The organism is Mycobacterium sp. SMC-13, from assembly GCF_045311035.1.
Taxonomy (GTDB): Bacteria; Actinomycetota; Actinomycetes; order Mycobacteriales; family Mycobacteriaceae; genus Mycobacterium.
Window position 1 is genome coordinate 21,689 of sequence record NZ_JBJIAI010000001.1, and the last position, 25,506, is coordinate 47,194.

Sequence of the window (25,506 nt, forward strand, 5' to 3'; positions counted from 1 at the left end):
CCATCTAGACGAAGGAACCCGAGATGAGCCTGACCGACCACGCGCGGCCCAGCGACGACGTCACCGTCCACACCACCGCCATCCACCGCGTGATCGACGAGCGCGCCAACGGCCATGCCGCGCAACGGAAAGCGTCCGAGGTGGTGCCGGGCTCGGGTGTCCTGGTGATCACCCGCGGCCCCGGTCCCGGCGGTCAGTTCCTGCTCGCCGACGATGTCGTCGCCGCCGGCCGGCACCCCGACAGCGCCGTCTTTCTCGACGACGTCACCGTCAGCCGCACCCACGCTGAAATCCGTTGGCTCGACGACGAATACTGGATCATCGACGCCGGCAGCCTGAATGGCACCTACGTCAACGGGACCCAGGTTCAGTCCCTCCCGCTCACCAGCGGCGACGAAATCCAGATCGGTAAGTTCCGGCTCAGCTTCACCTGCCTGCCCCAAGGCCGGTGACCGCGCCGGCACCGATCGGGGCCGTCCGTCGATCCGTGCCGTACATAATGTGCCGGTGGATGAGCAGTCGCCCGACAGGGTTGTGAGCAAGGAAGCCGCGATCGGACCGGAGGCACGGTTGTCGTGGCTGCTGTCGTGGTTGGCCGGCATGATCGGCGCGGTCGCGTTCCTGCACAGCGCCGGATACTTCGTCACGTTCATGACGGGCAACACCGAACGGGCCGTGCTCGGCTGGTTCGACGTCGCCGAACGGCAGAAGGTGTCCGGAGCCGGGCCGCAGGCGGCCTTGTGGTTGATGGCCTGCTTCCTCGCGGGGGTCTTCGTGGCGTCGGTCCTGCGGCGCAAGTACTGGCAGAACCATCCGCACGGCGCGACGGCCCTGGTGACCGTTGGCCTGTTGGTGGCGTCGGTCGTCGAGCTCTATGAGGACGGCTGGTACTACGAGGACGTCAACTTCACCGGAATCCTGATCATCTGTTTCTCGGTGGGCGCGCTGAACACCAGCTTCGTCAAGAACGGTGAGGTAGCGGTACCGCTCAGCTACGTCACCGGCACGGTCGTCAAGCTGGGACAGGGGCTGGAACGCCACATCTGCGGCAACGGCACCGTCTACGACTGGCTCGGCTATCTCGCCCTGCTGGGGTCGTTCATGATCGGCGCGGGCGTGGGTGGCGGGCTCGCCGACCGCCTCACCGGCCCGCAGCTGATCGGCACCGTCGGATTGATCTGTGGCGCAACGACACTCGTGACGTTCTTCCATTCGGACAAGCGGCACCGGGAGCCCGAGGCCGCCGCCTAGAACGCGTCAACGACAAAGGCCACGAACTCGCGAGAGTTCGTGGCCTTTGCCGTAAAAGATCGAGGTCAGCGGATCCAGCCGCGACGACGCAGCCACCAGCCGCGCACGACGATCACCATGATCAGGATGGCGAAGCCGATCAGCCAGGCGTCCTCGACGTGGCCGACGTGGTTACCGCGCAGCATCACCAGCAGGAAGATGGCCGACAGGATGCCACCGGCCTGAATCACGCCGCGGTTCATCTTGGACCAGCCCCACTCGGCAGAGGGGACGTCCTCGACGTCGACTCCGGTGCTTCGTTCGACCTCGGTGGTGGCCACGGCTACTCCTTAACGATCCGGTGGATTGCCGACATTCTTACATACGACGCTCGGTCGTATTCGTGCGGAGGAGCGCTGCGGGTGGGTGTCGTCGGCGCGGGCGCCGCGATGTGTGGCGGCAAAATGACGCTTGTTGTGACACCACAATGGTGTCATATTGGTGTCATGGATCTGCAACCGTATGTCGACGGGGTTCGGCTGGAGTTGGAAATCGCCGCTGCGGCCGGCGGCGAGGAAGCCGCTGAACTCGCCGAACGGCTGACCGCGCCGCTGGACTCCGCCTTGCGGCTCGCGCTGCTCGAGGCGCTGTCGGAGGCGGCCGAGCACATCACCCGCGAGCTGGCGCCCGCGTCGGTCGACGTGCGCCTGCGCGGTCGAGACCCGGAATTCGCCGTGACCGGGCTGCCGGCCGAAGCCGATCCACGCAGTGCCGGCGCCGATGCGGAGCTGCCTGACGGGGACGCCGCAGTCCCGGCCGGCGACGACGGCGGCACGTGGCGCGTCACCCTCCGGCTGCCCGAGGGGCTGCGCAGCGGCGTGGACGCCGCCGCCCGGCGTGACGGCCTGTCGGTCAACGCCTGGCTGGTTCGCGCGGTCGGAGCGGCGCTCGGCGGGCCGGCGCCACGTGACCGGAAGCGCGGCAACACCGTCACCGGCTGGGTCCGCTGACGACGCCGAACCGAAGAAAACCCATCCATCGATCGGAGACCACAATGCGAACCTTTCCCACGCCCGGACCCATCACCGCCACGATCGAACTGGGTGCCGGCGCGGTGCGCATCACCGCCGCCGACCGCGCTGACACCGAGGTGCGCGTGACGCCGCGTGACCCGCTGCGGGCCGCCGACGTCCGAGCGGCCGAGCAGGCGCACATCGATTTCGCCAAGGGCGCGCTGACGGTGACCGTGGGCAAGAAACTGTTGTCGCTGTCGCGCGGCGCGGTCAACGTCGACATCGCGGTGCCGTCGCTGTCGAGGCTCGCTGTCGCGGTGTCGTCAGCGGACCTGCGAGTCGACGGAACGATCGGCGACTGCCGGTTCGACGCCGCCAGTGGCAGCGCCGCCCTCGACGCTGTCGAGGGAAACATCAAGGCCGCCACCGCTTCCGGTGACGTTGCCGCTCGTCGCGTGGTGGGCAACGCGAATGTAGCCACGGCGTCGGGGGAGCTGTCGATCGACGGCCTCGACGGCGGCCTGAAGTTCCAGGCGGCCAGCGGTTCGGCGACCGTCGGGACCTTGCGCGGGAGCGTGCACAGCCGGACCGCATCCGGATCGCTGACCGTCGCCGGCGCCGAGTCGGGGTCGATCTCCGCCGCGACCGCCAGCGGCGAAGTCGAGGTCGGCGTGGCCCAGGGGACCGCCGCGAACCTCGATCTGGACAGCCGGTCGGGGACCGTGCGCAGCGACCTGACTCCCGCCGCGGGCCCCGAGCACGACGACTCGCGGCTGACCGTGCACGGCCGCACCGCCTCGGGCGACATCACCATCCGCCGCGCCACGACCGTGCCTGCCTGACGCGGTACGCCTCTTCGCGGCGATCCGTCATTGCTGATCTGGATGTGCCACCGACGGCGCCGAAGCCAGGCCGGGGCGGCACAATAGAGACGTGAGTGAGCGGCTACGAGTCCTGGTGCTCGGCAGTACCGGGTCGATCGGTACCCAGGCGCTGGAGGTGATCGCCGCCAACCCCGACCGGTTCGAGATCGTCGGCCTGGCGGCCGGCGGCGGCAACGCCGAACTGCTGGCCCGGCAGCGCGCCGAGACCGGCGTCACCAACATCGCCGTTGCCGACCCCGCCGCGGCCGAGCGCATCGGCGACGTCACCTACGCGGGTGACGACGCCGCCACTCGGCTGGTCGAGGACACCGAGGCCGACGTCGTCCTCAACTCTCTGGTCGGCGCGCTCGGTTTGAAGCCGACGCTGGCCGCACTGCACTCGGGTGCCCGGCTTGCCCTCGCGAACAAGGAATCGCTCGTCGCCGGCGGCCCGCTGGTGCTCAAAGCGGCGCAGCCCGGCCAGATCGTGCCCGTCGACTCCGAACATTCGGCGCTGGCCCAGTGCCTGCGCGGTGGCACCGCCGACGAAGTGGCCCGCCTGGTGCTCACCGCGTCGGGCGGACCGTTCCGCGGTTGGGCGGCCAAGGACCTCGAGGCCGTCACGCCCGAGCAGGCCGGTGCCCACCCGACCTGGTCCATGGGCCCGATGAACACCCTGAACTCGGCGTCGCTGGTCAACAAGGGGCTCGAGCTCATCGAGACCCACCTGCTGTTCGGCATCGACTACGACCGCATCGACGTCGTAGTGCACCCGCAGTCCATCGTGCATTCGATGGTCACGTTCACCGACGGCTCGACGCTCGCGCAGGCCAGCCCGCCCGACATGAAGCTGCCCATCGCGCTGGCGCTGGGCTGGCCGGCCCGCGTCCCGGGCGCCGCCTCGGCGTGCGACTGGACCACGGCGTCGACCTGGGAGTTCGAGCCACTGGACGACGACGTCTTCCCGGCGGTCCGGCTGGCCCGCGAGGCGGGTACCCGCGGCGGTTGCCTGACCGCGGTCTACAACGCCGCCAACGAAGAGGCCGCGGCCGCGTTCCTCGACGGCCGGATCACGTTCCCGGCGATCGTGCGGACCGTTGCTGAAGTGCTGGGCGCTGCGGATCAATGGGCCGCCGAACCCAGTACCGTGGATGACGTACTCGATGCGCAGGATTGGGCCCGGGACCGGGCACGGCGCATCGTCGCACAGGAGGTTGTGCCCGCCCGATGATGTTCGTGATCGGTATTGCGCTCTTCGCGCTGGCCATTCTGGTCTCGGTGGCCCTGCACGAGTGCGGTCACATGTGGGTCGCCCGGGCCACCGGGATGAAGGTGCGGCGGTACTTCGTCGGCTTCGGCCCGACGCTGTGGTCCACGCACCGGCCCAACCGGCTCGGCACCACCGAATACGGCCTCAAGGCCGTGCCGTTGGGCGGCTTCTGCGACATCGCGGGCATGACGTCGGTCGACGAGATCGCGCCGCAGGACGAGCCCTACGCGATGTACAAGCAGAAGGTGTGGAAGCGCGTCGCCGTCCTGTTCGCCGGACCCGCGATGAACTTCATCATCGGCCTGGTGCTGATCTACGGCATCGCCGTCACGTGGGGCCTGCCCAACCTGCACCCGACGACGACCGCGGTGATCGGTGAGACCGCCTGTGTGGCACCGCAGATCACCAAGACGGGGGACAACCTGTTCGGGCCGTGCCCGCACCCGGGCGCCGGCCCCGCCGCGGCGGCGGGCCTGAAGGCCGGTGACACCGTGGTCAAGGTCGGCGACAAGCCGGTCAGCACCTTCGAGGAGATGGCGAAGGCCATCCGCGGGCTGAGCGGCACTGTCCCGGTCGTCTACGAACGCGGTGGCCAGACGTTCACCACCACCGTCAACGTCGAGCAGACACAGCGGTTCACCGACAAGGAAGCCGCGACTGCGACACAGGTCGGCGCCATCGGCGTGACCGCGGCGCCGCAGCCCGGACCGACGCAGTACAACGTGCTGACCGCGGTGCCCGCGACGTTCACCTTCACCGGCGATCTGGCCGTCGAACTGGGCAAGTCGCTGGCGAAGATCCCGACCAAGGTCGGTGCCCTGATTCAGTCGATCGGCGGCGGCGAGCGCGACAAGGAGACCCCGATCAGCGTCGTCGGGGCCAGCATCATCGGCGGCGACACCGTCGACCGCGGCCTGTGGGTGATGTTCTGGTTCTTCCTGGCGCAGCTGAACTTCGTGCTGGGCGCGGTGAACCTGCTGCCGCTGCTGCCGTTCGACGGTGGACACATCGCGGTCGCGGTCTTCGAGAAGCTGCGCAATATGATTCGCGCGTCCCGTGGCAAAGTCGCCGCGGCGCCCGTGAACTACCTCAAGCTGATGCCTGCCACCTACGTCGTGCTGGTGGTGATCGGCGGCTACATGCTGCTGACCGTGACGGCAGACCTTGTGAACCCCATTCGAATCTTCCAGTAGGAGACCGTGATGACCTCCATCGGTTTGGGTATGCCGGGTGTCGGCAGTGAACCGCCGGCCCCGCCGACCCTGGCGCCGCGCCGCAAGACTCGTCAGCTGATGGTGCGCGACGTCGGCGTCGGCAGCGACTACCCGATCGCGGTGCAGTCGATGTGCACCACGAAGACCCACGACGTGAACGCCACGCTGCAGCAGATCGCCGAGCTGACGGCGTCCGGTTGCGACATCGTGCGCGTGGCCTGTCCGCGGCAGGAGGACGCCGACGCGCTGGCAGAGATCGCTCGCCACAGCCAGATTCCGGTGATCGCCGACATCCACTTCCAGCCCAAGTACATCTTCGCGGCGATCGACGCCGGCTGCGCCGCGGTGCGCGTGAACCCGGGCAACATCAAGGAGTTCGACGGCCGGGTCAAGGAGGTCGCCAAGGCCGCCGGTGCTGCCGGCATCCCGATCCGCATCGGCGTCAACGCCGGTTCGCTGGACCCGCGGCTGCTCGAGAAGTACGGCAAGGCGACCCCGGAGGCGCTCGTCGAGTCGGCGCTGTGGGAGGCCTCGCTGTTCGAGGAACACGGCTTCGGTGACATCAAGATCAGCGTCAAGCACAACGACCCGGTGATCATGGTCGAGGCCTACCGGCAGCTGGCCGCGAAGTGCGACTACCCGCTGCACCTCGGCGTGACCGAGGCCGGTCCGGCGTTCCAGGGGACCATCAAGAGCGCCGTCGCGTTCGGGGCGCTGCTGAGCGAGGGCATCGGCGACACCATCCGGGTGTCCCTGTCCGCACCGCCGGTGGAAGAGGTCAAGGTCGGTAACCAGATCCTGGAGTCGCTGAACCTGCGGCCCCGCGGCCTGGAGATCGTGTCGTGCCCGTCCTGCGGACGTGCCCAGGTGGACGTCTACAAGCTCGCGAACGCGGTATCGGCGGGCCTCGACGGGCTCGACGTGCCGCTGCGCGTCGCGGTCATGGGCTGCGTCGTCAACGGGCCGGGCGAGGCACGCGAGGCGGACCTCGGCGTGGCGTCCGGCAATGGCAAGGGCCAGATTTTCGTGCGCGGCGAGGTGATCAAGACCGTGCCCGAGTCGCAGATCGTCGAGACCCTGATCGAAGAGGCGATGCGAATCGCCGCCGAGTCGGGAACCGATGCGAGCGGTTCGCCCGTCGTAACCGTAAGCTGAGCACAGTTCTGTGACTACGGTCACGGACAGCCCCAACTAGCAACCAGGTCACACTCGCAGAAGGTCGGTGAATGTCGGCTCCTCCGCTGTTCCGGATCGCAGATGCGCGCCGGATCTCAGTGGTGCGCGAGGTCGCCCAGGTGCAGCAGGTCTTCGACGAGGATCCGGTCGGCACCTGCATGGTGGCGGCTCGCGTCGGCGACCACGGCCTCGATCCGGTGGCCATCGGCGGTGAGCTGTGGACGCGTAGCCGGCCCGCCGAGTCGCTGTGCTTCGCCGGGGTGAACCTGATTCCGATGCGGGGTACCGCGGCCGACATGATGGTGTTCGCCGACAAGGTCATGAGTGCGCCGCGGCGGTGTTCGTCGCTCGTGGGCCGCGCCGAGTTGGTGCTGCCGATGTGGCAGCAGCTGGCCCAGGTGTGGGGCCCGGCCCGCGAGGTCCGCGACTGCCAGCCGCTGCTGACTCTGTCCGACGCTCCGCAGTGCCCCGTCGACCCCGCGGTGCGCCCGGTCCGGATGGGCGAGCTGGACGCGTATGTCGTTGCGGCAGTGGACATGTTCATCGGTGAGGTGGGTGTCGACCCGCGGATGGGCGACGGCGGCCGCGGCTACCGCCGCCGGCTGGCGGGGCTGATCGCCGCGGGCCGGGCCTGGGCGCGGTTCGAGGACGGCCAGGTCGTGTTCAAGGCGGAGATCGGCGCCCAGACGTCGCGGGTCGGTCAGATCCAGGGTGTGTGGGTACACCCGGACTGGCGTGGCCGCGGTCTCGGTGCCGCCGGCACGGCAAGCTTGGCGTCGGCGGTGCTGCGCAGCGGCCGGACGCCCAGCCTCTACGTCAACGATTTCAACGCCCCGGCTCGGGCGATCTACCGGCGTATCGGGTTCAGCCAGCTGGGTACGTACGCCACCGTGTTGCTGGACTGACGTTTTCGCGCCCGACATGCGCGTTGGGCACGCGACACGCCGGCCGGGCGGTGTGGAACGTCGATCTCGAGGTCGCCCGCCGGGGGCCGGCAAGGCTCGCAATCCGACGTAGCTCACAAAACTGTCACGGTTGTATCTCGGTGTGCCTCCATGCCACGGGCTGGTCACACTTCTAACATCAGCCCCAATGGCAACGCACACATCATCCGTTTCACGCTCGGCCGCGTTGTTGTCGGTGGTGGCGGTCGCAGGAGCGATGACGGCCTGCACCCCGAAGCCCAACGGCCCCGAGCCCACCGCGCAGGCGTTCTTCGCCGCGCTCGGCCGCGGCGACACCGGTGCCGCCGCCGACCTGTCCGACAAGCCCAACGAGGCCCGCACCGCGATCAACCAGGCCTGGTCCGGCCTGCAGGCAACCAAGCTCGACGCGCAGGTGCTCGGCTCCAAGTACACCCAGGACACCGGCAAGATCACCTACCGGTACACCTGGCACCTGCCCAAGGATCGCACCTGGGCCTACACCGGACAGCTCAACATGATCCGGCAGGACGGCCGGTGGCAAGTCCGTTGGGGCAGCACGGATTTGCATCCCAACCTGGGGGAGCACCAGAGCTTTCAGCTGCGCGCCGACCAGCCGATCCGCGCCTCGGTCAACGAACTCGGCGGCACGAACGTTCTGGTACCGGGGTACCACTACAACTACGCGCTGAACGCCCGGTCCGCGGCGGGCGAGCTGATGCGGACCTCCCGCGTGGTCGCCGACGTGCTGCGGCAGTTCGACAACACCATGGACGCCCAGCGGCTCGCCGAACAGGCCAGCTCGTCCACCGGACCGCTCAACCTGATCACCCTGCGCCGCGAGGACAACGACAAGGTGTCGGGGTTGCTCGGCCATCTGCCCGGTGTGGTGATCACCCCGCAGCCGGAGATGGTCCCCACCGATCCCCGATTCGCGCCGGCCATCGTCACCGAGGTCAAGAAGCAGGTCGCCGATCAGCTGGTCGGCCAGCCGGGTTGGCGCGTCGTCAGCGTCAACCAGAACGGCGCCGACATCGACGTCCTGAACGAGGTCCCGGGTAAGCCGGCCCCGTCGATCACCATCAGCCTGGACCGCAACGTGCAGAACGCGGCCCAGGATGCGGTGAACATGGTGGGCCGCAAGGCGATGATCGTCGCCATCAAGCCGTCGACCGGCGAAATCCTGGCCGTGGCCCAGAACGCGGCCGCCGACGCCGACGGCCCCACCGCCACCATGGGCCTCTACCCGCCCGGGTCGACGTTCAAGATGGTCACCGCCGGCGCTGCCATCGAGACCGACATGGCCGGGCCCAACACGCTGCTCGGCTGCCCCGGCACCATCGACATCGGGCATCGCACCATCCCGAACTACGACCGGTTCGACCTCGGCGTCGTCCCGATGTCGAGGGCCTTCGCGAACTCGTGCAACACGACCTTCGCCGAACTGGCCAGCCGGATGCCGCCGCGCGCCCTGACGAACGCAGCCGCGCAGTACGGCATCGGCGCCGACTACCAGGTCGCCGGCATCGACACCGTCACCGGGAAGGTGCCGCCCACCGTGAACCTGGCCGAGCGCACCGAGGACGGCTTCGGCCAGGGCAAGGTGGTGGTCAGCCCGTTCGGCATGGCACTGGCGGCGGCGACGGTCGCGGCCGGAAAGACCCCGCTCCCGCGGCTGATCGAAGGCCGCCCGACTACCGTCTCCGGCAATACGGCGCCGATCACGCCCAAGATGGTCGACGGTCTACGGCCCATGATGCAGCTGGTGGTGACCAACGGCACAGCCAAGGATCTGCGCGGCAGCGGCGACGTGCGCGGCAAGACCGGGGAAGCCGAGTTCCAGGGTGGTTCGCACGCCTGGTTCGCCGGCTACCGCGGTGACATGGCCTTCGCGGCCCTCATCGTCGGCGGTGGCGGGTCGGAGACGGCGGTCCGGATGTGCCGGGACATGTTCAAGGGCCTGCCGCCCGATTACCTGGCCTGACCGAAGCCAGCCCCTGACATGAGTAGCCTGTTTGGGTGACCAACAGCGACGAGATCGCGGTCCTGCGCGTCTCCGACGCCGACCGCAACGGCACGCTCCGGCGGCTGCACAACGCGGTGGCCCTGGGGCTCATCGACATGGACGAGTTCTCCGAGCGGTCCGCGCTGGTCGCTCTTGCCCGTCAGCAGGGCGAGCTGGCGGTGCTGGTCGGCGACCTGCCCGCGCCCAACGCGATCGTGACGGGCTCGGCCGACCGCGTCGAGCTGCGCGGTGTCATGGGGTCGCTCAAGCGACAGGGTGAGTGGGTCGTGCCGACCCGGCTCGCGCTGGTCCGCCGCGTCGGCTCGATCGACCTGGACCTGACCCGGGCCCGGTTCGGCGGGCCAATCGTGGTCATCGAACTCGATCTCAAGTTCAGCTCTCTGGATCTCCGGCTGCCCGAGGGTGCCAGCGCCTCCATCGACGACGTCGAGGTGGCGGTCGGCAGTGCCACCGACCATCGCAAGGACGCGCCCGCCGACGGCACCCCGCACGTCATCCTCACCGGGCGGGTGGTCTTCGGGTCGGTCGATATCCGCGGGCCGCGCCGGACGTGGTTCGGCCGCGGCGACCGATAACTCCGGCGCTCGCTAAGCTGGGACGATGTCTGTTCGAACCGCGCTTCGCCCCGGCGAGGTGTCTCCGACCCTGCCGGTGCCCAAGTCGATCCCGCGCCCCGAGTACGCGTGGAAGCCGACGGTGCGCGAAGGCAGCGAGCCCTGGGTGCAGACGCCCGAGGTGATCGAGAAGATGCGCGTCGCCGGCCGCATCGCGGCCCAGGCGCTCGCCGAGGCCGGCAAGGCCGTCGCGCCCGGCGTCACGACCGACCACCTGGACCGGGTGGCGCACGAGTACATGCTCGACCACGGCGCGTACCCGTCGACGCTGGGCTACAAGGGTTTTCCCAAGTCCTGCTGCACCTCGCTGAACGAGATCATCTGCCACGGCATCCCCGATTCGACGGTGATCGAGGACGGTGACATCGTCAACATCGACGTCACCGCCTACAAGGACGGCGTGCACGGTGACACCAACGCCACCTTCCTGGCCGGTGACGTGTCCGAGGAGCACCGGCTGCTGGTCGAGCGCACCCACGAAGCCACCATGCGGGCCATCAAGGCCGTCAAGCCGGGGCGGCAGCTGTCGGTGATCGGCCGCGTCATCGAGTCGTACGCAAACCGATTCGGCTACAACGTGGTTCGCGACTTCACCGGGCACGGCATCGGCGAGACGTTCCACAACGGCCTGATCGTGCTGCACTACGACAAGCCCGAGGTCGACACCGTGCTGGAGCCGGGTATGACCTTCACCATCGAGCCGATGATCAATCTCGGCTCGCTGGACTACGAGATCTGGGACGACGACTGGACCGTCGCGACCGTGGACAAGAAGTGGACGGCGCAGTTCGAGCACACCCTCGTGGTGACCGACGACGGCGCCGAAATCCTGACCCTGCCGTGATGTGACCGGCGGGGCTCTGCTGGTCGCCGGCACCACATCGGACGCCGGTAAGTCGATGGTGGTGGCCGGCCTGTGCCGGCTGCTGGCCCGCAAGGGCGTGCGGGTCGCGCCGTTCAAGGCCCAGAACATGTCCAACAACTCGGCCGTGACGGTCGAGGGCGGCGAGATCGGCCGGGCGCAGGCGATGCAGGCCCGGGCGGCCGGGCTGGCGCCGAGCGTGCGGTTCAACCCGGTCCTGCTCAAGCCGGGCGGGGACCGGACGTCACAACTCGTGGTGCGCGGCGTCGTCGCCGGCACGGTGGCGGCGGGGGACTACTTCACCCGCCGGACGCAGCTGGCCGGCGTCGTGGCCGACGAATTGGCCGCGCTGCGAAGCGAATTCGATGTGGTGATCTGCGAAGGCGCGGGCTCGCCCGCCGAGATCAACCTGCGCGCCACCGACGTGGCCAACATGGGCCTGGCCCGCGCCGCGAACCTGCCGGTGGTCGTCGTCGGCGACATCGACCGCGGCGGGCTGCTGGCGCACCTGTACGGCACGGTGGCGGTACTCGAACCCGCGGACCAGAAACTGATCGCGGGATTCCTCGTCAACAAGTTCCGGGGCGACCCGGCGCTGCTGGAACCCGGCCTGCGGCAACTGGAGTCGCTCACCGGCCGCCCGACCTACGGCGTGATCCCGTATTGCGACAATCTGTGGCTCGACGCCGAGGACTCGCTGTCGGTCACGCCACGCGGGCGGCTGGGCCGGCCGACGGCGCCGCGGGGGCGGGATGTCCTGACCGTGGCCGCCGTGCGTCTGCCCCGCATCTCGAACTCCACCGACGTCGAGGCCCTTGCCTGCGAGCCGGGGGTGCACGTCCGCTGGGTCGACACCGCGGCCGAACTGGCCGGCGCCGATGTGGTGGTGCTGCCCGGGAGCAAGGCGACGGTCTCCGACCTGAACTGGTTGCGCGACCGTGGACTCGCCGAAGCCGTTGTCGCGCATGCCCGGTCGGGGCATGCGGTGCTCGGCGTCTGCGGCGGGTTCCAGATGCTGTGCACGACGATCCACGACACCGTCGAGTCCGGCGCGGGCCGGGTGCCCGGACTGGGTCTGCTGGATGCCGACATCGAGTTCGACGCCGACAAGACCCTGAAACACTGGGACACCCCGTTGTACGGCTACGAGATTCACCACGGCCGGGTCGCGCGGTGCGCCGAGCCGGACTGGCTGGGGGTCGGCATCCGGCGGGGTCAGGTGTACGGCACCCACTGGCACGGGCTGCTCGACAACGACGCCGTGCGGCGGGCCTGGCTCACCGAGGTCGCCACGGGCTGTGGCAAGGACGGGTTCGTCGTGGCCGACGACGTGAACGTCGCTGCGTTGCGCGACGCGCAACTCGACGTGATGGCCGATCTGCTTGCCGCACATGTGGATGTCGACGCGGTGCTGAAGCTCGTCGAGTCCGGTGCGCCGGCGCGGCCGGTGATCACCGGCAGCCTGCTCGCGTGATCAGCTCGGCTCGCCCACGGGCTCGGCCGGTGCTGTCGGCGCCGTCGGTTCTATGGGCTCCTCGACCTGCTTGATGGGGCCGGTGAACCAGTTCTTCACCGACACGTGCCAGTAGATGTAGAGCAAGACCAGGACGCCACCGACCAGCAACGGCGTGTAGTTCACGAACTTCCACTCGAAACTCGGGTCCCACGGCACGCCGCCGAGGGATGTCGGGAACATCGCGATGATCGAGGTGATCGTGATCTCGGCCAGCGCCACCGGCGCCATCCAGCGATGGTGGCCGCGCAGATTCCAACTGCCCGTTTGGAATTCATCGCCGGCACGCCAGCGGTAGTAGATCGGCACCGCGAAGCACAGGTAGACCCCGACGACCCCGATGGAGACGACGGCGTAGAACGCCACCGGAGTGGGCGTGCCGTTGATGTCGACCTTGACCAGGGCCGGCAGGGTGAGTGCGGCGGCCACGACCGCGGTGATCGTGACGCTGTGTGTCGGCACCCGGTGCTTGTTGACCTCCGACCACCACCGATGGCCGGGTACCGCGCGGTCCCGGCTGAACGCGAACAGCATCCGGGATGCGCTGGTCTGGCAGGCGACGGCGCAGAAGAACTGGCCGGCTGTCGAGATGAACAGCACTGCCGTCGCCCAGTTCGAACTCATGGCCTGGTTGAAGATGGCGGCCACCGCGCCGCCGCCCTTGGATACCGCGTCGGAATCCTGGACGGCAAACAGGAAGGCCAGCAAGAGGATCCAGCCGCCGACGGCCGAGTAGAAGATGGACCGCCAGATGCCCTTGGCGGCCGCACCCGCCGCGCTCTTGGTTTCCTCCGACAGGTGTGCCGACGCGTCGTAGCCGGTGATCGTGTACTGCGTGAGGATCACCGAGATCGGCAGCACCGCCAACAGCCAACCGGCGCCCGAGGTGGCGCCGCCGAACATGCCGCTGTTGTTGATCGTCTTGGCGAAGACGTCCGAGAAACTCGCGTGGTGAGTCGGTACGAAGATCAGGATGCCGATGACCGCGGCCGCGCCGAAGACGTGCCACCATACGGAGACGTTGTTGATGATCGCCAGCAGATGGCTGGAGAAGATGTTGATCAGCGCCGAGATGCCCAGGATCGCAACGAAGATGACGAAGGTCCGGGTGAGGCTGTATCCCGCCAGCCAATCGGCGCTGAGAGTGCCCAAGGTGAGGTCGATGAACGTCGCGCAGCCGTAGGCCACGGACGCGAGGATGGCCACCAGTCCGATGAGGTTGAGCCAGCCGGCGTAGAAGCCGGCTTTCGCGCCGCCGAGTTTTGCTGCCCACCAATAGATTCCGCCGGAGGTCGGGAAGGCCGACACCAGTTCGGACATACAGAGGCCGATGACGAGGATGAATGCCGCGACGATCGGCCAGCCCCAGGCGATCGCGGCCGGTCCGCCGTTGTTCCAGCCCAGCCCGAACGAGGTGAAGCACCCCGAGAGGATGGAGATGATCGAGAACGAGATGGCGAAATTGCTGAACCCGGACCAGGAGCGCTGCAGTTCCTGGCTGTATCCGAGCTTGGCCAGTAGCAGCTCGTCTTCGGTAAGTGCTTCGTGTCCTTCTGGCACTGTGGCCTCCTTAGGCGCCCCCGGATGTTGAAGAACAATAGGGTCAGTCCGGGTTTCGCGCTGGCCAACGGGTCCTGGCGTTACGGCGATGTTTCGGCCCGCGCTCAGCCGTGCAGGATGCGGTATTCCTCGATGGCGCCGGGGTGCAACGGGATTCGGCCGGTCTGGATCATCGACGGCGGCTGCAGGTACTGCAACCCGCGGACTTCCGGCGGCATGAGCTGCGTCGCGTCGTTCGCCAAGACATCGACCGCGGCCGCCGCCAGCGCGTTCGGCAGGCCGGGCCGGCACAGCAGCAGATCGGGGGAGCCGATGGTGTACACGCTGGACGGCACATAGGCGCCGATCGGCGCCCGCAGGAGCAGGTAGGGGTAGGACGCCAGTTCCGTCATCGGTGCGACCCACGGCGTCAGGTCCAGGATGCGCAGCGGCAGCGTCTTGTCGAGCTCGGCGATGGCGGGTGTGGGGATGCCGCCGGACCAGACCAGCGCGTCGATGGTGTGGTTGCCGAGGGCGGCCACCGCATCGTTCAGGCGCAGGTCGGTCCGCCGGACCCGGTCGGCCAGGTTCGCCGCGCGAAACAGCACCGTGGTGATGGCCGCGACGCCGGAGCCGGACGGTCCGGTGGAAACCGTCAGTCCGGCAAGGTCATTCACCTGCCGGATGGCGGAGTGGTCGGGGACGACCAGCTGCAGATAGTTCTCGTAGACTCGCGCGACCGCAGGCGGGACATCGGTGGCCGGCCGGGCTCGCAACTGCTGCTCGACCACGTCGGCCTGCGCGAGTGCCATGTCCGCCTGGCCCGACCGCAGGAGCTCGAGATTGTCGACGCTGCCGGCGGTGGGCATCACGGTGACCGTGATGCCGGGATACCGAACCCGTAGGCGCTGGGCGAAGATCTCGCCCACCGCGAGGTACAGGCCGCCGCGATCTCCGGCGGCCAGCCGGATGGTGCCCTGGGTGTTGTTCGGCAGGCAGGCCGCGGCGACCGCCGCGGCAGAGGAGGCGAGGAACGCGCGCCTGGTCAGGGTCATGATTTGCTCGCCGGCAGGTGGTAGCGGACCGCGAGGCCGCCGTCGGGGGACCGCTCGACCGACGCCAATCCGCCGTGTGCGGCGGCGATTTCGGTGGCGATGGCCAGGCCGAGGCCGGTGCCCTGGCTGTCGTCGTGCCCGCGCCAGAACCGGGTGGCCGCCTGCGCGACGGTGCCGGCGGGTAGGCCGGGGCCGTTGTCGCTGACGGTGAGATCGATGCCGGCGTCGGTGGGCACCGTCGACACGGTGACGGTGGTGCCCGTGCCGGAGTAGCGCAAGGCGTTGTCCAGTGCGATGTCCAAGAGTTGCTCGACATCGTGGCGCGGCATCTGGACGGCGAGGTGGGGGTGGGCGGTCTCGAAGCGCAGCCGCTGGTCATCGGCGTCTGCGGTGGTCTGCCAGAAGTCCAGCCGCTGCTCGACGACGCTGTCCAGATCTGTCGAATCATGCACTGCCGCAACCAGACCGGAACGGTGGCTGTGGCTGGCCTCCTCGGCGCGCGCCAGGCGGAGCAACTGGGCCAGCAGGTTCTCCAACCGGTCCAGCTCCGCCGACATCGAGTCGTAGGTCGGGCGCCCCGATGCGGCGACGTGGTCTTCGAGGGTGTCGGCGCGCAGCCGCACGGCGGCCAGTGGGTTGCGCAACTGGTGGGAGGCGTCGGCGATCAGCCGGCGTTGATGATCGAGCGAGGCGTGCACCGCCTGCGCCATGGCGTTGAACGCCGACGTGAAGCGCCGCAGCTCAGGCGGTCCCGACACGTGAGCCGGCTGGCCGGCGATGCCGCCGGCCATGTCCTCGACGGCCCGCTCCAGCCCGACCAGCGGCCGCAGCACCCACCGGGTCACGCTCTGCGCGGTGACGGCCGCAACCCCGAGCAACACGATGCAGCCCGCCGCGATCCACAACCAGTCCACGGTGATGTCGTGTGCGGCGGTGGCCGGGTCGACGCCCAGGACCACCGCTCCGACCAGCTCGCCGTTGCGCCGAATTCCCTTGGCCTGCAGCATCGGTCGCCGGTCCCACGGCATGATCCGGCTCCGCGGTGCGGCGGGAGCGTCGGACAGCGCGCGCTCGGCGGCCGTCGTCACCCCGGGATCGGTGACCGACAACCCGGCGGCGGCGAGCGTCCGGCCGTCCGCGTCGACGATCAGCACGCCTTCGCCGTACACCCGGTGGTAACGCTCGACCAGTTCGGTGTCGAGTGCGCCCGCGCTGGCAGCGACGTCGGCCAGCGTCGTCAGTTGCCGCTCGCGTTCGGTGTGCAGCACGTTGGTGCGGTGGTCGGCCAGGCTCAGGGCAAGCGGGATCGCCAACGCCGCCGTCGCGATGAGCAGCAGCGTCATCAGCAGCGCACGAACCCGCAGACCCACGTCAGTGATCCAACCGGTAACCGAAGCCACGCACGGTGTGCAGCGGTATTCCGGCCAGCTTGGACCGAATCTGGCCCACGAAGAAATCCAGGGACCGGGAGCGGCCCACCACCGCGGTGCCCCAGCACTCGAGCATCACCTCTTCACGGCTGACCGCCTCACCCTGACGGGCAGCCAGCGTGGCCAGAATCTGGTACTCGGTCTTGGTCAGCGCCTGTGTCTGGCCGGCCACGGTCACCTCGTGCCGGTCGCGATCGATGGTCACCGGCCCGGCCACCACGGGCGGGCGCGCGACGGGACCGGTGCTGCGCTGCACTCGCCGCATGACGGCCTCGATCCGGGCCAGCAGCACCGCCTTTCGGACGGGCTTGACCAGGTAGTCGTCGGCCCCGGCGCGCAGCCCCAGCACCACGGCGCCGTCGCTGTCGCGTGCCGTCATGATGATGACCGGCGCGGTCGATGCCCGGCGCAGTGTGCGAAGGACGTCCAGCCCGTCCATGTCGGGCAGGCCCAGATCCAGTAACACCAGGTCGCAGCCCTTGACGCGATTGAGCGCGTCGTCGCCGCGGGTGGTGTGGGTGACGGTGAGCCCCGTCTGTTCCAGCAGCTCGACCAGCGCAGCGGCGACCCCCTGATCGTCCTCGACGAGCAGCACGCGCATGGGCCGATGGTAGGGCGCGGGCTCGGTGAACCCGCTGATTTCGCAGTGAATCTGAGGATCGTGCAAGGAAAGGCCCGGCGCGCGCCGCGGAGTATTCCGGTGGACCCGGTGCGCGGAAACCATGTGCTCACCAACAGACCTGAGGAGGTCACGATGTACCCGAACACCTATTTCGCCCAGGCGACGGTCGCCGTCGTGGCCGGCGTACTCGTTGCTTTCGGTTCCCTCGGGTCGGGGTGGAGCCCAACTGAATTCACGTTCGCCGTGGCACTGGCCGGCCATTCCTGCGATGTCGTCGTCATGACGGACACGCTGTACTCGCGGCCGACGGCCTGAGCGGCAAGAGAGCGGACGAAACCATGAACGTTGTCAGCGTCGTAGCCGAAATCGGAATGGCGGACACCGCCGACAGTGATTCTTCGTGGGTGCCGATGATCGTGTCCCTTTTGGTCGTCGGGTCCATCCTCGGAATGCACATCTTCGCGGCCTGGCGCTCGCGCCGCCGTCGTGCAGCGCGCCGCCGTGGTGCGGGCCGCCGTGGTGCTGCGGCCTATGGCGTGGGCGCGGGTTCCGACGGCGGGTGGGGCGCCGGATTCTCGGACAGCGGTGGCTCGAGCGGCTGCGGCGGGGGCGGCGGCTGCGGTGGTGGAGGTTGCGGGGGCGGCGGTGGCTGCGGAGGCGGCGGTGGTGGCGGCTGCTGAATATCGGTACCTGCGGTCCGGTTACGTTCGCTACGGTGGCGTCATGCCAATCATCCCGACCGTCGACGGTTTCGGCGCCACCGTCGACGTGTCTGGCCCCGACGCCGCCACGACAGTCGTCATGCTCACGACCAAGCAGGCGACGGGCGCCCTGTGCGAGTTGCTCCACACCGCTTCGCTGCGCACCGTGGTGATCGAGGCCGACGACCGGCTGACCGTGAATTCGGTTGTCGGCATACTGGATACGCTCGGGGTGAAGTGGGCGTTGTTGTTCGCCGACCGTAGCGCGGGCGAGCTGGCCTGGCGGCTGGCGGCCACTCGGCTGGACCGGTTCACCGCCCTGGTGGCCGTCGACGGCAGCCATCCGCGTGCCGACGGGGAAGCGGGCGACGGGTGCCCGCCGGTGGAGATCAACACCACCGTCGTCGTAACCAGCGCCGATGCCCGGGCGCGGGCGCAGGCCGGACAACGCTTCATCTACGGCGAGTTCCGGCTGTCGGAGCTGATGGGCCGGCGCAGTGCCGAGGAGTTCACCGCCCAGGTGGCGAACGAGATCGTGCTGCGCAGCAGTACCTGGTGACCGCCCACTAGGGGCGAGCGAAGCGACGGGAACTGCCGCTAGGGGCGAGCGAAGCGACGGGAACTGCCCCTGTCGGTCCCGGCCGTTATCGTGACGACATGGAAGGCACGGACTCGACGGCCGGGCTGGCGCTCGCGCCCCACGAGGTGCTTCGCGCCTTCAACGCCCAGACGCTGGCGCGCGGCGAGACCTACGCGAACCAGGGTCGGGTGGTCGCTGCCCGGTACGACGCCGTCGACGGGACGCTCACCGGCTCGTGCCTGGGTTCGAAGTCCGAGTACTACGACGTCGAAGTGGCGTTGTCGGGTCCCCGCACCGGCCTGGAGATCGAGTACACGGTCTGCACCTGCCCGGTGGGGCGCTACTGCAAGCATGCCGTCGCGCTGCTGTTGGCGGCGATCCCGAGCGCACCTGACCGGACGGCCCCGCAACGCTGGCAAGTGGTGCTGGGTTCGCTGTTGCACGAGATGACCGATGCCGATACCGACGCCGCCGGTAAGCCGTTGGCGCTCGAGTTCGGGATGCTGCCGGCGGGCCGGTATCACACGACGCCCATCGCGACGCTCCGGACGTTGACGGTTGGCAAGCGCGGAAACTGGATCAAGAGCGGGATCAGCTGGCGGCGTCTGTTCGACACCGCCGACCCGGGCGAGTTCGACCGGCAGCAGTACAGCGCGCTGCGGGCGCTGGTGCTCGCCGTCCCCGGCTACTATCCGTACAGCAGCGACCAGTTGGTGCTTTCCGCTGTGGGACAGAGCTTTTGGAACGATCTCGACGCGGCGGTCGAGGCCGGCGTCACGCTCGTCCCGGGAGCGGGCATCCGGGCTGTGGAGCTCGCCAAGGACGTCCAGTTGCGGCTGGACTTCACCGTCTCCGACACCGGCGGTGCGCAGATGTCGACGGTGCTCGTCGTCGACGGCGAGCCGCGGGCGCCCGAAGGCGTCGGACTCGTGGGCGCACCCACACCCCACGGCATCCATCAATTGGTGGACGGCATCCTGCATCTCGGGGCTTTCGCGCCGGTACCCGGTCCCACGCTGCTCAAGTTGATCGCGAACGACGAGAAGGTACAGATTCCGCCCGAGGCGCTCTCGGAGTTCGCGACGGACGTGCTGCCGCAGCTGCGCCGGACGGTGCCCGTCGACATGCCGGAGGGTCTGTTCGCCGAACCGGACATCGTGGGGCCGTTGCCCGTGCTGAGCATCACGGTCGACGAGGTTGACGGCCGCGTGAAGTGGCGCACCCGGTACGAGGTGAACGGGCGGCGCCAGGAGTTCGACGCGGCGGGCGTCACCCGCACGAGCGGCATCCGGGACAACGCCGCCGAGGATGCGATGTGGCGGGCCATCGCGCCCGCGCTGGAACTGATTTCGGGACTGTCGGCGCAGGAGGACCCGCTGGCTTCGCTGTTGCTGTCGCGCCGGCTGTCCCTGCCGCAGATCGCGGTGCTGTGCCACGAGGTGCTGCCGCAGCTCGCCGGGTACGAGCAGCTGATCGTCGAGATCGATGAGCGGGCCGCGGCATTCCGGCGCTCGGTCGCCGGGGCGCAACTGGGGTTCGGTACCGCGTCCTCCGACGAGGCGCCGGCGCAGGACTGGTTCGACCTGCACATCACCATCGATGTCGACGGTTACCCCGTGGCGCTGTCGGCCGTCATCGCCGAACTGGCGTCCGGTGCCACCCACATGCTGCTGTCGAACGGCGTCTACTTCCGGCTCGACACCCCCGAACTGCTCAAGCTCCGGGCCCTGATCGAAGAGGCCCAGGCGCTGGGGGAGCTCGACGGCGACCGGGTCAACGCGTCATCGCTGAACGCGACATTGTGGGACGAGCTGCTGGGCCTCGGCGTCGTCGACAGGGAACTGGCGCAGTGGCGCGACAACATGGCGCGGCTGGCCGCGGCGCAGCCGCCGGTTTCGGTGCCCACGCCGGCCGGACTGCAGGCCGAGCTGCGCGACTATCAGCGCGACGGGCTCAATTGGCTGGCGTTCCTGTGGGACAACGGACTCGGCGGTGTGCTGGGCGACGACATGGGTCTCGGCAAGACGGTGCAGACCCTGGCCCTGATCTGTCGCGCCGTCGAGCAGGGCGCGGGCAAGTTTCTCGTCGTCGCGCCGACCAGCGTGGCATCCAACTGGGCGGCGGAGTGTGCGAAGTTCGCGCCCGGGCTCACCACCGTCGTGGTCTCGAGTACCGAGGCCCGCGGCGCGGTGCCCATCGCCGAGCAGGTCGCCGCGGCCGACATCGTCGTCACGACCTACACGCTGCTGCGGATCGACAACGACAGGTATCGGGAAATCGCTTGGGCCGGAATGATTCTCGACGAGGCGCAATTCGTCAAGAATCATCACAGCAAGACGCACCAGTGCGCGCGCCGTCTCGATGCGCCGTTCAAACTGGCCATCACCGGCACGCCGATGGAGAACAACCTGATGGAGCTGTGGTCGCTGCTGTCGATCACGGTGCCCGGTCTGTTCCCCAGCCCGAAGATTTTCGAGCGCTACTTCCGTAAGCCCATCGAGTCCGACGGCGAGCCCGGACGGCTGGCGCTGCTGCGGCGGCGCATCAAGCCGGTGTTGTTGCGCCGCACCAAGGATCAGGTCGTCAAGGAGCTGCCGCCCAAGCAGGAGCAGGTGCTGGCCATCGAACTGTCGGCCAGACACCGCAAGATCTACGACACCCGGCTGGCGCGCGAGCGGCAGAAGGTGCTCGGCCTGCTGGGGGAGTGGGAGAAGAACCGCTTCCAGATCTTCCGGTCTCTCACGCTGTTGCGGCAGCTCAGCCTGCATCCCGGGCTCGTCGATGCCGAGACCATGGAAGCCGGGTCCACGAAGGTGGACTTCCTGATCGAACAACTGGACCAGCTGGTCGCCGAGGATCACAGTGCGCTGGTGTTCAGCCAGTTCACCGGTTTTCTGGCGATCCTGCGCGACCGCCTGGACGCGGCCGGGATCGAGTACAGCTACCTGGACGGGTCGGTGGACGCGCGGGCCCGGGCGCAGGCCATCGACGACTTCAGCGCCGGCCGGACCAAGGTGTTCCTGATCAGTCTCAAAGCCGGCGGTTTCGGACTGAACCTCACCGCCGCCGACTACTGCTTCCTGTGCGACCCGTGGTGGAGCCCGGCCGCCGAAGCGCAGGCCGTCGACCGGGCGCACCGCATCGGCCAGCAGCGCCCGGTGAACGTCTATCGGCTGGTGTCCGAGAACACGATCGAGGAAAAGGTGATCGCGCTGCAGGAGCGCAAGCGCGCGCTGTTCGCCGCCGTGATCGACGACGGTGACATGTTCGGCACCGCAATTACCGCCTCCGACATACGCGAACTGCTGGGCTGAGGGAGACTGAACCGCATGCGGCTTTCGTTGTCCGGTCAGGATTGGGGGCGACTGGCGGCGATGTTCGGCGTCATCGCCGCACTGCACGTCATCGGCTGGGGGACCCTGATCCTCGTCGCCGTACCCGAGCACCACACCGTCGGCGGGACGGCGCTCGGCATCGGGATCGGACTCACCGCGTACACCCTGGGCCTGCGGCACGCGTTCGATGCCGACCACATCGCCGCCATCGACAACACCACCCGCAAGCTGATGGCGGACAACGCCGTTGCCCCGCACGGCCGCAGTGGCAGCCGGCCGCTCAGCGTCGGATTCTTCTTCTCGCTCGGGCATTCGACCATCGTGTTCGGCCTGGCCCTGCTGCTGTCGCTGGGCATCACGTCGATCGTGGGTCCGCTGCAGGACGATTCGTCGATGCTGCACCGGTACACCGGGCTCATCGGCGCCGGCGTCTCGGGCTTCTTCCTGTACCTGATCGCGGCCATCAATGTCGTTGTCCTGGTGGGCATCCTGCAGGTGTTCATGCGGATGCGCCGTGGTGAGTACGACGAGGCCGCACTCGAACATCAACTCAACAACCGCGGGTTCATGAACCGCATCCTGCGCCGGTTCACCCGCGCCATCAGCAAGCCGTGGCAGATGTATCCGCTGGGCGCGCTGTTCGGCCTGGGCTTCGACACGGCGACCGAGGTGGCGCTGCTGGTGCTGGCCGGGACCGGCGCCTCGGCCGGATTGCCGTGGTACGCAATCCTTTGTCTGCCGGTGCTCTTCGCGGCCGGGATGAGCCTGCTGGACACCATCGACGGCGCGTTCATGAATGTCGCGTACGGCTGGGCGCTGGCCCGGCCGGTGCGCAAGGTCTACTACAACATCACCATCACCGGGCTGTCGGTCATGGTGGCCCTGATGATCGGCACCATCGAATTGCTGGGCCTGCTGGCCGAGGAGCTGGGCTGGTCCGGCGGCGTCTGGGCGTGGATCGGCGAAATCGACCTGAACACCGTCGGATTCGGCATAGTCGGGCTGTTCGTCGTCACCTGGGTGGTGGCACTGCTGGTGTGGCGGTGGGGCCGGATCGAGGAGAAGTGGACGGCCCGGCTCAGCCCGGCTGACAGCTAGCTCAAGCCCAGCAGCGCGTTTTCGATCACCTCGGGCAGCGCCGGGTGAATCCAGTACTGCCCGCGGGCCACGTCCTGCGCCGTCTGCCCGAACGACATCGCCTGGATCAGGGGCTGAATCAACGACGACGCCTGATAACCCATCAGGTGCGCGCCCAGAATCCGTCCGGTGCCGCGCTCGCCGATCAGTTTGACGATGCCCGTCGTGTCTTCCATGGCCCAGCCGTACGCGGTGTCGCCGTACTCCTGCACCTTGACCACGACGTCGAAACCCGCTGCCCGCGCCTCGGCTTCGTTCATGCCGACCATCGCGACCTGCGGATCGGTGAACACCGCGGCGGGAACGAACCGGTGGTCGCTGGCCACCAGCTCGCCGTCCCAGTCGCGCAGCAGGTTCTCCTTCACCGTCCGCGCCTCGTGGTTGGCCACGTGCTTGAGCTGGTGGCGTGACGACACGTCACCCAGCGCGAAAATCCCACGCGCCGTGGTGCGCTGGAACTCGTCGACGACGACGTAGCCGTCATCGTCGAGAACCACGCCGGCCAGCTGCACGTCGAGCAGGTCGCCGTTGGGCACCCGGCCCGTGGCGACCAGCAGGGCGTCGGCGCGCAGCGTCTCGCCGTCGTCGAACTCGAGCACGACGCCGTCACCGTCGCGCTGGGCGCCGACGACGTTCTCCTGTGTGCGCAGGTCCCATTTCTTGCCGACCACCGCGCTGAACCGCCGGCAGATCTCCTCGTCGCAGCGCCGCAGCAGCCGATCGCCACGCAGGACGATCGTCACCTTCGATCCGAGCGACGAGAACACGTGCGCGAACTCCACCGAGATGAACCCGCCGCCGATGATCACCAGATGCTCGGGCAGCGCCGAGATGCGCATGATGTCGTCGCTGGTGAAGTAGTGGACACCGGCGCCGGCGATGTTCGGGGGAATCCAGCTGCGCGAGCCCGCGGCGATGACCACCCGGTCGGAGCTGAATTCGTCGCCGTCGGCGGTCCGCAACGTGTAGGTGCCGTCGGGCAGCGTCGGCCCGAAGCGGGTGTGGCTGCCATAGACCGTGACGTTCGGCAGGCCGCGGCGGTAGTCCTCGCCACCGGCCGCGATCGGGTCGATCCGGCCGAAGACGCGCTCGACGATGTCCGGCCAGCGCACCCCGTCGATGTGCGCGTCGACGCCGAAAGTGGCGCTGTGCCGGATGGTCTGGGCCACGTCGGCGGCGTAGACGAACATCTTGGTCGGGATGCAGCCGACGTTCAGGCAGGTGCCGCCGAACTTGCCCTGCTCGCAGATCGCGACCTTCAGGCCGTCGTACCGCTCGTCGAGCACGCTGTTGCCCGAGCCGGTTCCGATGATGGTCAGGTCGTAGTGCTCCATGACGTCAGGCCTGTTCGTGTTGGGTGGTGCGGGAGACCGCTTGGGGGAGATACCAATCCAGCCAGTGGTTCAGTTCGCCGAACGCGACGGCACGCGGCTCCGGCAGTGACAGGAACACGTCGTGTTTGGCGTCGGTGACCGGGACGATGGTGCTGCGGTTGCCGACGCACCCCGCCCAGCGGGCGATCTGGCTGACGTCCAGCACCGCGTCGCCGCGCTCCATGCCGGCGGCGGTCGTGGTCTCGGCGACGGTGTGGTCCGACCGCAGGATCAGGTTCGGCACCCCGACGTCGAGGCCGCGATGCAGCTGCAGCTGTCCCCGGCGGATGGCGTTGATCCAGCCGACGGTGACCGGGAAGCCGCCCAACGGTTTCCAGTCCAGGTTGTAGTCGAACTCGCCGCCGTGGTCGCGGTGCAGGCTCGTGCCGTAGCCGCCCTCGGTCGGTTTGCGGATCACCGCCAGTTTGCGGAACCGGGCCAGGGCCCGCAGCGTGCCGGACACCGGCGCCGAGCGCAGCGCGGCCGGCCCGTGCAGATCGAAGAACGGGCTGTTGAGGATCAGGCCCGTCACCCGGTGCGCCGCCAGCGCGCCGTCGCGGCGCAGGCGGTCGGTGAACAGCGTCGCGATCAGTCCGCCGGCGGAGTGGCCGTACAGGCACACCCGCGCGCCGGCGGTGTCCGTGCCGACGAGCTGCAGCGCCCGACGGAGTTCGTCGTAATAGGACGCCAGATCGGTGGTGAAGTGCGGGGTCTGCCCGGGGCGCCGCGAGCGCCCGCATTTGTGCAGGTCGATGGCGTAGAACGCGATGCCGCGGGCGGCGAACTGGTCGGCGAGCTCGGTGTGGAAGAAGTAGTCGGTGTAGCCGTGGACCACCAGCACGGCGTGCTCGGCCCGGGCCGGCTGACCGCGCCGCACGACGGTGGCGACCAGGTCGCCCTCGCCGTCGGGGTCGGGACCCAGTGCGATGGTCTGCTGCCAGTACCCGGGCAGCACGTCCGGCTGCCACTCGGGTTGTCCCTGTGGCTCCTGCGGCGTCACGTGCTCAACCCTAACTGCGACGAACATCAT

The 25,506-nt window shown here is 68.7% G+C and carries 24 protein-coding genes; 17 read left to right on the top strand and 7 right to left on the bottom strand.

Annotation, left to right across the window (positions count from 1 at the left end; translation table 11 throughout):
* Positions 1-23: 23 nt before the first annotated feature.
* Both ACJH6I_RS00120 and ACJH6I_RS00125 read left to right on the top strand, forming a co-directional pair.
* Positions 24-452, top strand: coding sequence for an FHA domain-containing protein (locus ACJH6I_RS00120; RefSeq protein ID WP_406774913.1), 429 nt, complete (start codon positions 24-26; stop codon positions 450-452).
* 55 nt (positions 453-507) lie between these two features.
* Positions 508-1,251: a YoaK family protein gene (locus ACJH6I_RS00125; RefSeq protein ID WP_318984326.1), complete on the top strand. Its 744-nt coding sequence runs from the start codon at positions 508-510 to the stop codon at positions 1,249-1,251.
* A 65-nt stretch (positions 1,252-1,316) separates the two neighbouring features.
* Here the strand turns inward: ACJH6I_RS00125 and ACJH6I_RS00130 are convergent, their stop codons facing one another.
* Complete coding sequence (locus ACJH6I_RS00130) at positions 1,317-1,571, bottom strand: DUF2631 domain-containing protein (RefSeq protein WP_212811827.1); 255 nt, start codon at positions 1,569-1,571, stop codon at positions 1,317-1,319.
* Positions 1,572-1,736: 165 nt separating this feature from the next.
* Here ACJH6I_RS00130 and ACJH6I_RS00135 point away from each other — a divergent pair, with 165 nt between their 5' ends.
* From ACJH6I_RS00135 to ACJH6I_RS00180, 10 genes are all read left to right on the top strand, one after another.
* Positions 1,737-2,240 carry a histidine kinase gene (locus ACJH6I_RS00135; protein ID WP_212811826.1) on the top strand — a complete coding sequence of 168 codons (504 nt, stop codon included), beginning with the start codon at positions 1,737-1,739 and terminating at the stop codon, positions 2,238-2,240.
* Between the two features lie 44 nt (positions 2,241-2,284).
* On the top strand, positions 2,285-3,085 hold the full coding sequence (locus ACJH6I_RS00140; protein ID WP_318984327.1) for a DUF4097 family beta strand repeat-containing protein: 801 nt from the start codon (positions 2,285-2,287) through the stop codon (positions 3,083-3,085).
* A gap of 91 nt (positions 3,086-3,176) precedes the next feature.
* The gene (dxr, locus tag ACJH6I_RS00145; protein WP_318984328.1) at positions 3,177-4,337 is read left to right on the top strand and encodes a 1-deoxy-D-xylulose-5-phosphate reductoisomerase; all 1,161 of its coding nucleotides are present in this window, start codon (positions 3,177-3,179) and stop codon (positions 4,335-4,337) included.
* The gene (locus ACJH6I_RS00150) at positions 4,334-5,569 is read left to right on the top strand and encodes a M50 family metallopeptidase (protein WP_318984329.1); all 1,236 of its coding nucleotides are present in this window, start codon (positions 4,334-4,336) and stop codon (positions 5,567-5,569) included. The genes dxr and ACJH6I_RS00150 overlap by 4 nt, the downstream gene beginning before the upstream one ends.
* A 9-nt stretch (positions 5,570-5,578) precedes the next feature.
* Positions 5,579-6,745, top strand: coding sequence for a flavodoxin-dependent (E)-4-hydroxy-3-methylbut-2-enyl-diphosphate synthase (gene ispG, locus ACJH6I_RS00155; RefSeq protein WP_061009581.1), 1,167 nt, complete (start codon positions 5,579-5,581; stop codon positions 6,743-6,745).
* Between the two features lie 71 nt (positions 6,746-6,816).
* Positions 6,817-7,671, top strand: a complete 855-nt coding sequence (locus tag ACJH6I_RS00160) for a GNAT family N-acetyltransferase (RefSeq protein WP_318984330.1) — start codon at positions 6,817-6,819, stop codon at positions 7,669-7,671.
* A gap of 187 nt (positions 7,672-7,858) precedes the next feature.
* Positions 7,859-9,673, top strand: a complete 1,815-nt coding sequence (locus ACJH6I_RS00165) for a penicillin-binding transpeptidase domain-containing protein (RefSeq protein WP_212811820.1) — start codon at positions 7,859-7,861, stop codon at positions 9,671-9,673.
* 35 nt (positions 9,674-9,708) lie between these two features.
* On the top strand, positions 9,709-10,290 hold the full coding sequence (locus tag ACJH6I_RS00170) for a DUF1707 domain-containing protein (RefSeq protein ID WP_212811819.1): 582 nt from the start codon (positions 9,709-9,711) through the stop codon (positions 10,288-10,290).
* A gap of 25 nt (positions 10,291-10,315) precedes the next feature.
* Positions 10,316-11,173: a type I methionyl aminopeptidase gene (map, locus tag ACJH6I_RS00175; protein WP_212811818.1), complete on the top strand. Its 858-nt coding sequence runs from the start codon at positions 10,316-10,318 to the stop codon at positions 11,171-11,173.
* A gap of 1 nt (position 11,174) precedes the next feature.
* Positions 11,175-12,665: a cobyric acid synthase gene (locus ACJH6I_RS00180; RefSeq protein WP_318984331.1), complete on the top strand. Its 1,491-nt coding sequence runs from the start codon at positions 11,175-11,177 to the stop codon at positions 12,663-12,665.
* Here the strand turns inward: ACJH6I_RS00180 and ACJH6I_RS00185 are convergent, their stop codons facing one another.
* The 4 genes from ACJH6I_RS00185 to ACJH6I_RS00200 all read right to left on the bottom strand — a co-directional run bounded on the left by ACJH6I_RS00185 (position 12,666) and on the right by ACJH6I_RS00200 (position 17,329).
* Positions 12,666-14,264 (bottom strand): amino acid permease, encoded by a 1,599-nt coding sequence (locus tag ACJH6I_RS00185; RefSeq protein ID WP_212811816.1) that lies wholly within the window; start codon positions 14,262-14,264, stop codon positions 12,666-12,668.
* Between the two features lie 104 nt (positions 14,265-14,368).
* The gene (locus tag ACJH6I_RS00190) at positions 14,369-15,298 is read right to left on the bottom strand and encodes a TAXI family TRAP transporter solute-binding subunit (RefSeq protein WP_212811815.1); all 930 of its coding nucleotides are present in this window, start codon (positions 15,296-15,298) and stop codon (positions 14,369-14,371) included.
* Positions 15,295-16,668 carry a HAMP domain-containing sensor histidine kinase gene (locus tag ACJH6I_RS00195; RefSeq protein WP_212811814.1) on the bottom strand — a complete coding sequence of 458 codons (1,374 nt, stop codon included), beginning with the start codon at positions 16,666-16,668 and terminating at the stop codon, positions 15,295-15,297. The genes ACJH6I_RS00190 and ACJH6I_RS00195 overlap by 4 nt, the downstream gene beginning before the upstream one ends.
* A 1-nt stretch (position 16,669) precedes the next feature.
* The gene (locus ACJH6I_RS00200) at positions 16,670-17,329 is read right to left on the bottom strand and encodes a response regulator transcription factor (RefSeq protein ID WP_212811813.1); all 660 of its coding nucleotides are present in this window, start codon (positions 17,327-17,329) and stop codon (positions 16,670-16,672) included.
* A 153-nt stretch (positions 17,330-17,482) separates the two neighbouring features.
* On the opposite strand from ACJH6I_RS00200, the gene ACJH6I_RS00205 reads away from it, so the two are divergent.
* The 5 genes from ACJH6I_RS00205 to ACJH6I_RS00225 all read left to right on the top strand — a co-directional run bounded on the left by ACJH6I_RS00205 (position 17,483) and on the right by ACJH6I_RS00225 (position 23,064).
* On the top strand, positions 17,483-17,665 hold the full coding sequence (locus ACJH6I_RS00205; RefSeq protein ID WP_318984332.1) for a hypothetical protein: 183 nt from the start codon (positions 17,483-17,485) through the stop codon (positions 17,663-17,665).
* Positions 17,666-17,688: 23 nt separating this feature from the next.
* Positions 17,689-18,030, top strand: coding sequence for a hypothetical protein (locus ACJH6I_RS00210; protein WP_318984333.1), 342 nt, complete (start codon positions 17,689-17,691; stop codon positions 18,028-18,030).
* A 43-nt stretch (positions 18,031-18,073) separates the two neighbouring features.
* Complete coding sequence (locus tag ACJH6I_RS00215) at positions 18,074-18,610, top strand: alpha/beta hydrolase (RefSeq protein ID WP_212811811.1); 537 nt, start codon at positions 18,074-18,076, stop codon at positions 18,608-18,610.
* A gap of 98 nt (positions 18,611-18,708) precedes the next feature.
* Positions 18,709-21,945 (top strand): DEAD/DEAH box helicase, encoded by a 3,237-nt coding sequence (locus tag ACJH6I_RS00220; protein ID WP_212811810.1) that lies wholly within the window; start codon positions 18,709-18,711, stop codon positions 21,943-21,945.
* A 15-nt stretch (positions 21,946-21,960) separates the two neighbouring features.
* Positions 21,961-23,064: a HoxN/HupN/NixA family nickel/cobalt transporter gene (locus ACJH6I_RS00225; RefSeq protein ID WP_212811809.1), complete on the top strand. Its 1,104-nt coding sequence runs from the start codon at positions 21,961-21,963 to the stop codon at positions 23,062-23,064.
* Here the strand turns inward: ACJH6I_RS00225 and mtr are convergent.
* Positions 23,061-24,437, bottom strand: coding sequence for a mycothione reductase (mtr, locus tag ACJH6I_RS00230; protein ID WP_406783521.1), 1,377 nt, complete (start codon positions 24,435-24,437; stop codon positions 23,061-23,063). The two genes, ACJH6I_RS00225 and mtr, sit on opposite strands and share 4 nt — an antisense overlap.
* A gap of 4 nt (positions 24,438-24,441) precedes the next feature.
* The gene (locus ACJH6I_RS00235) at positions 24,442-25,476 is read right to left on the bottom strand and encodes an alpha/beta hydrolase (RefSeq protein WP_406783522.1); all 1,035 of its coding nucleotides are present in this window, start codon (positions 25,474-25,476) and stop codon (positions 24,442-24,444) included.
* Positions 25,477-25,506 lie beyond the last annotated feature (30 nt).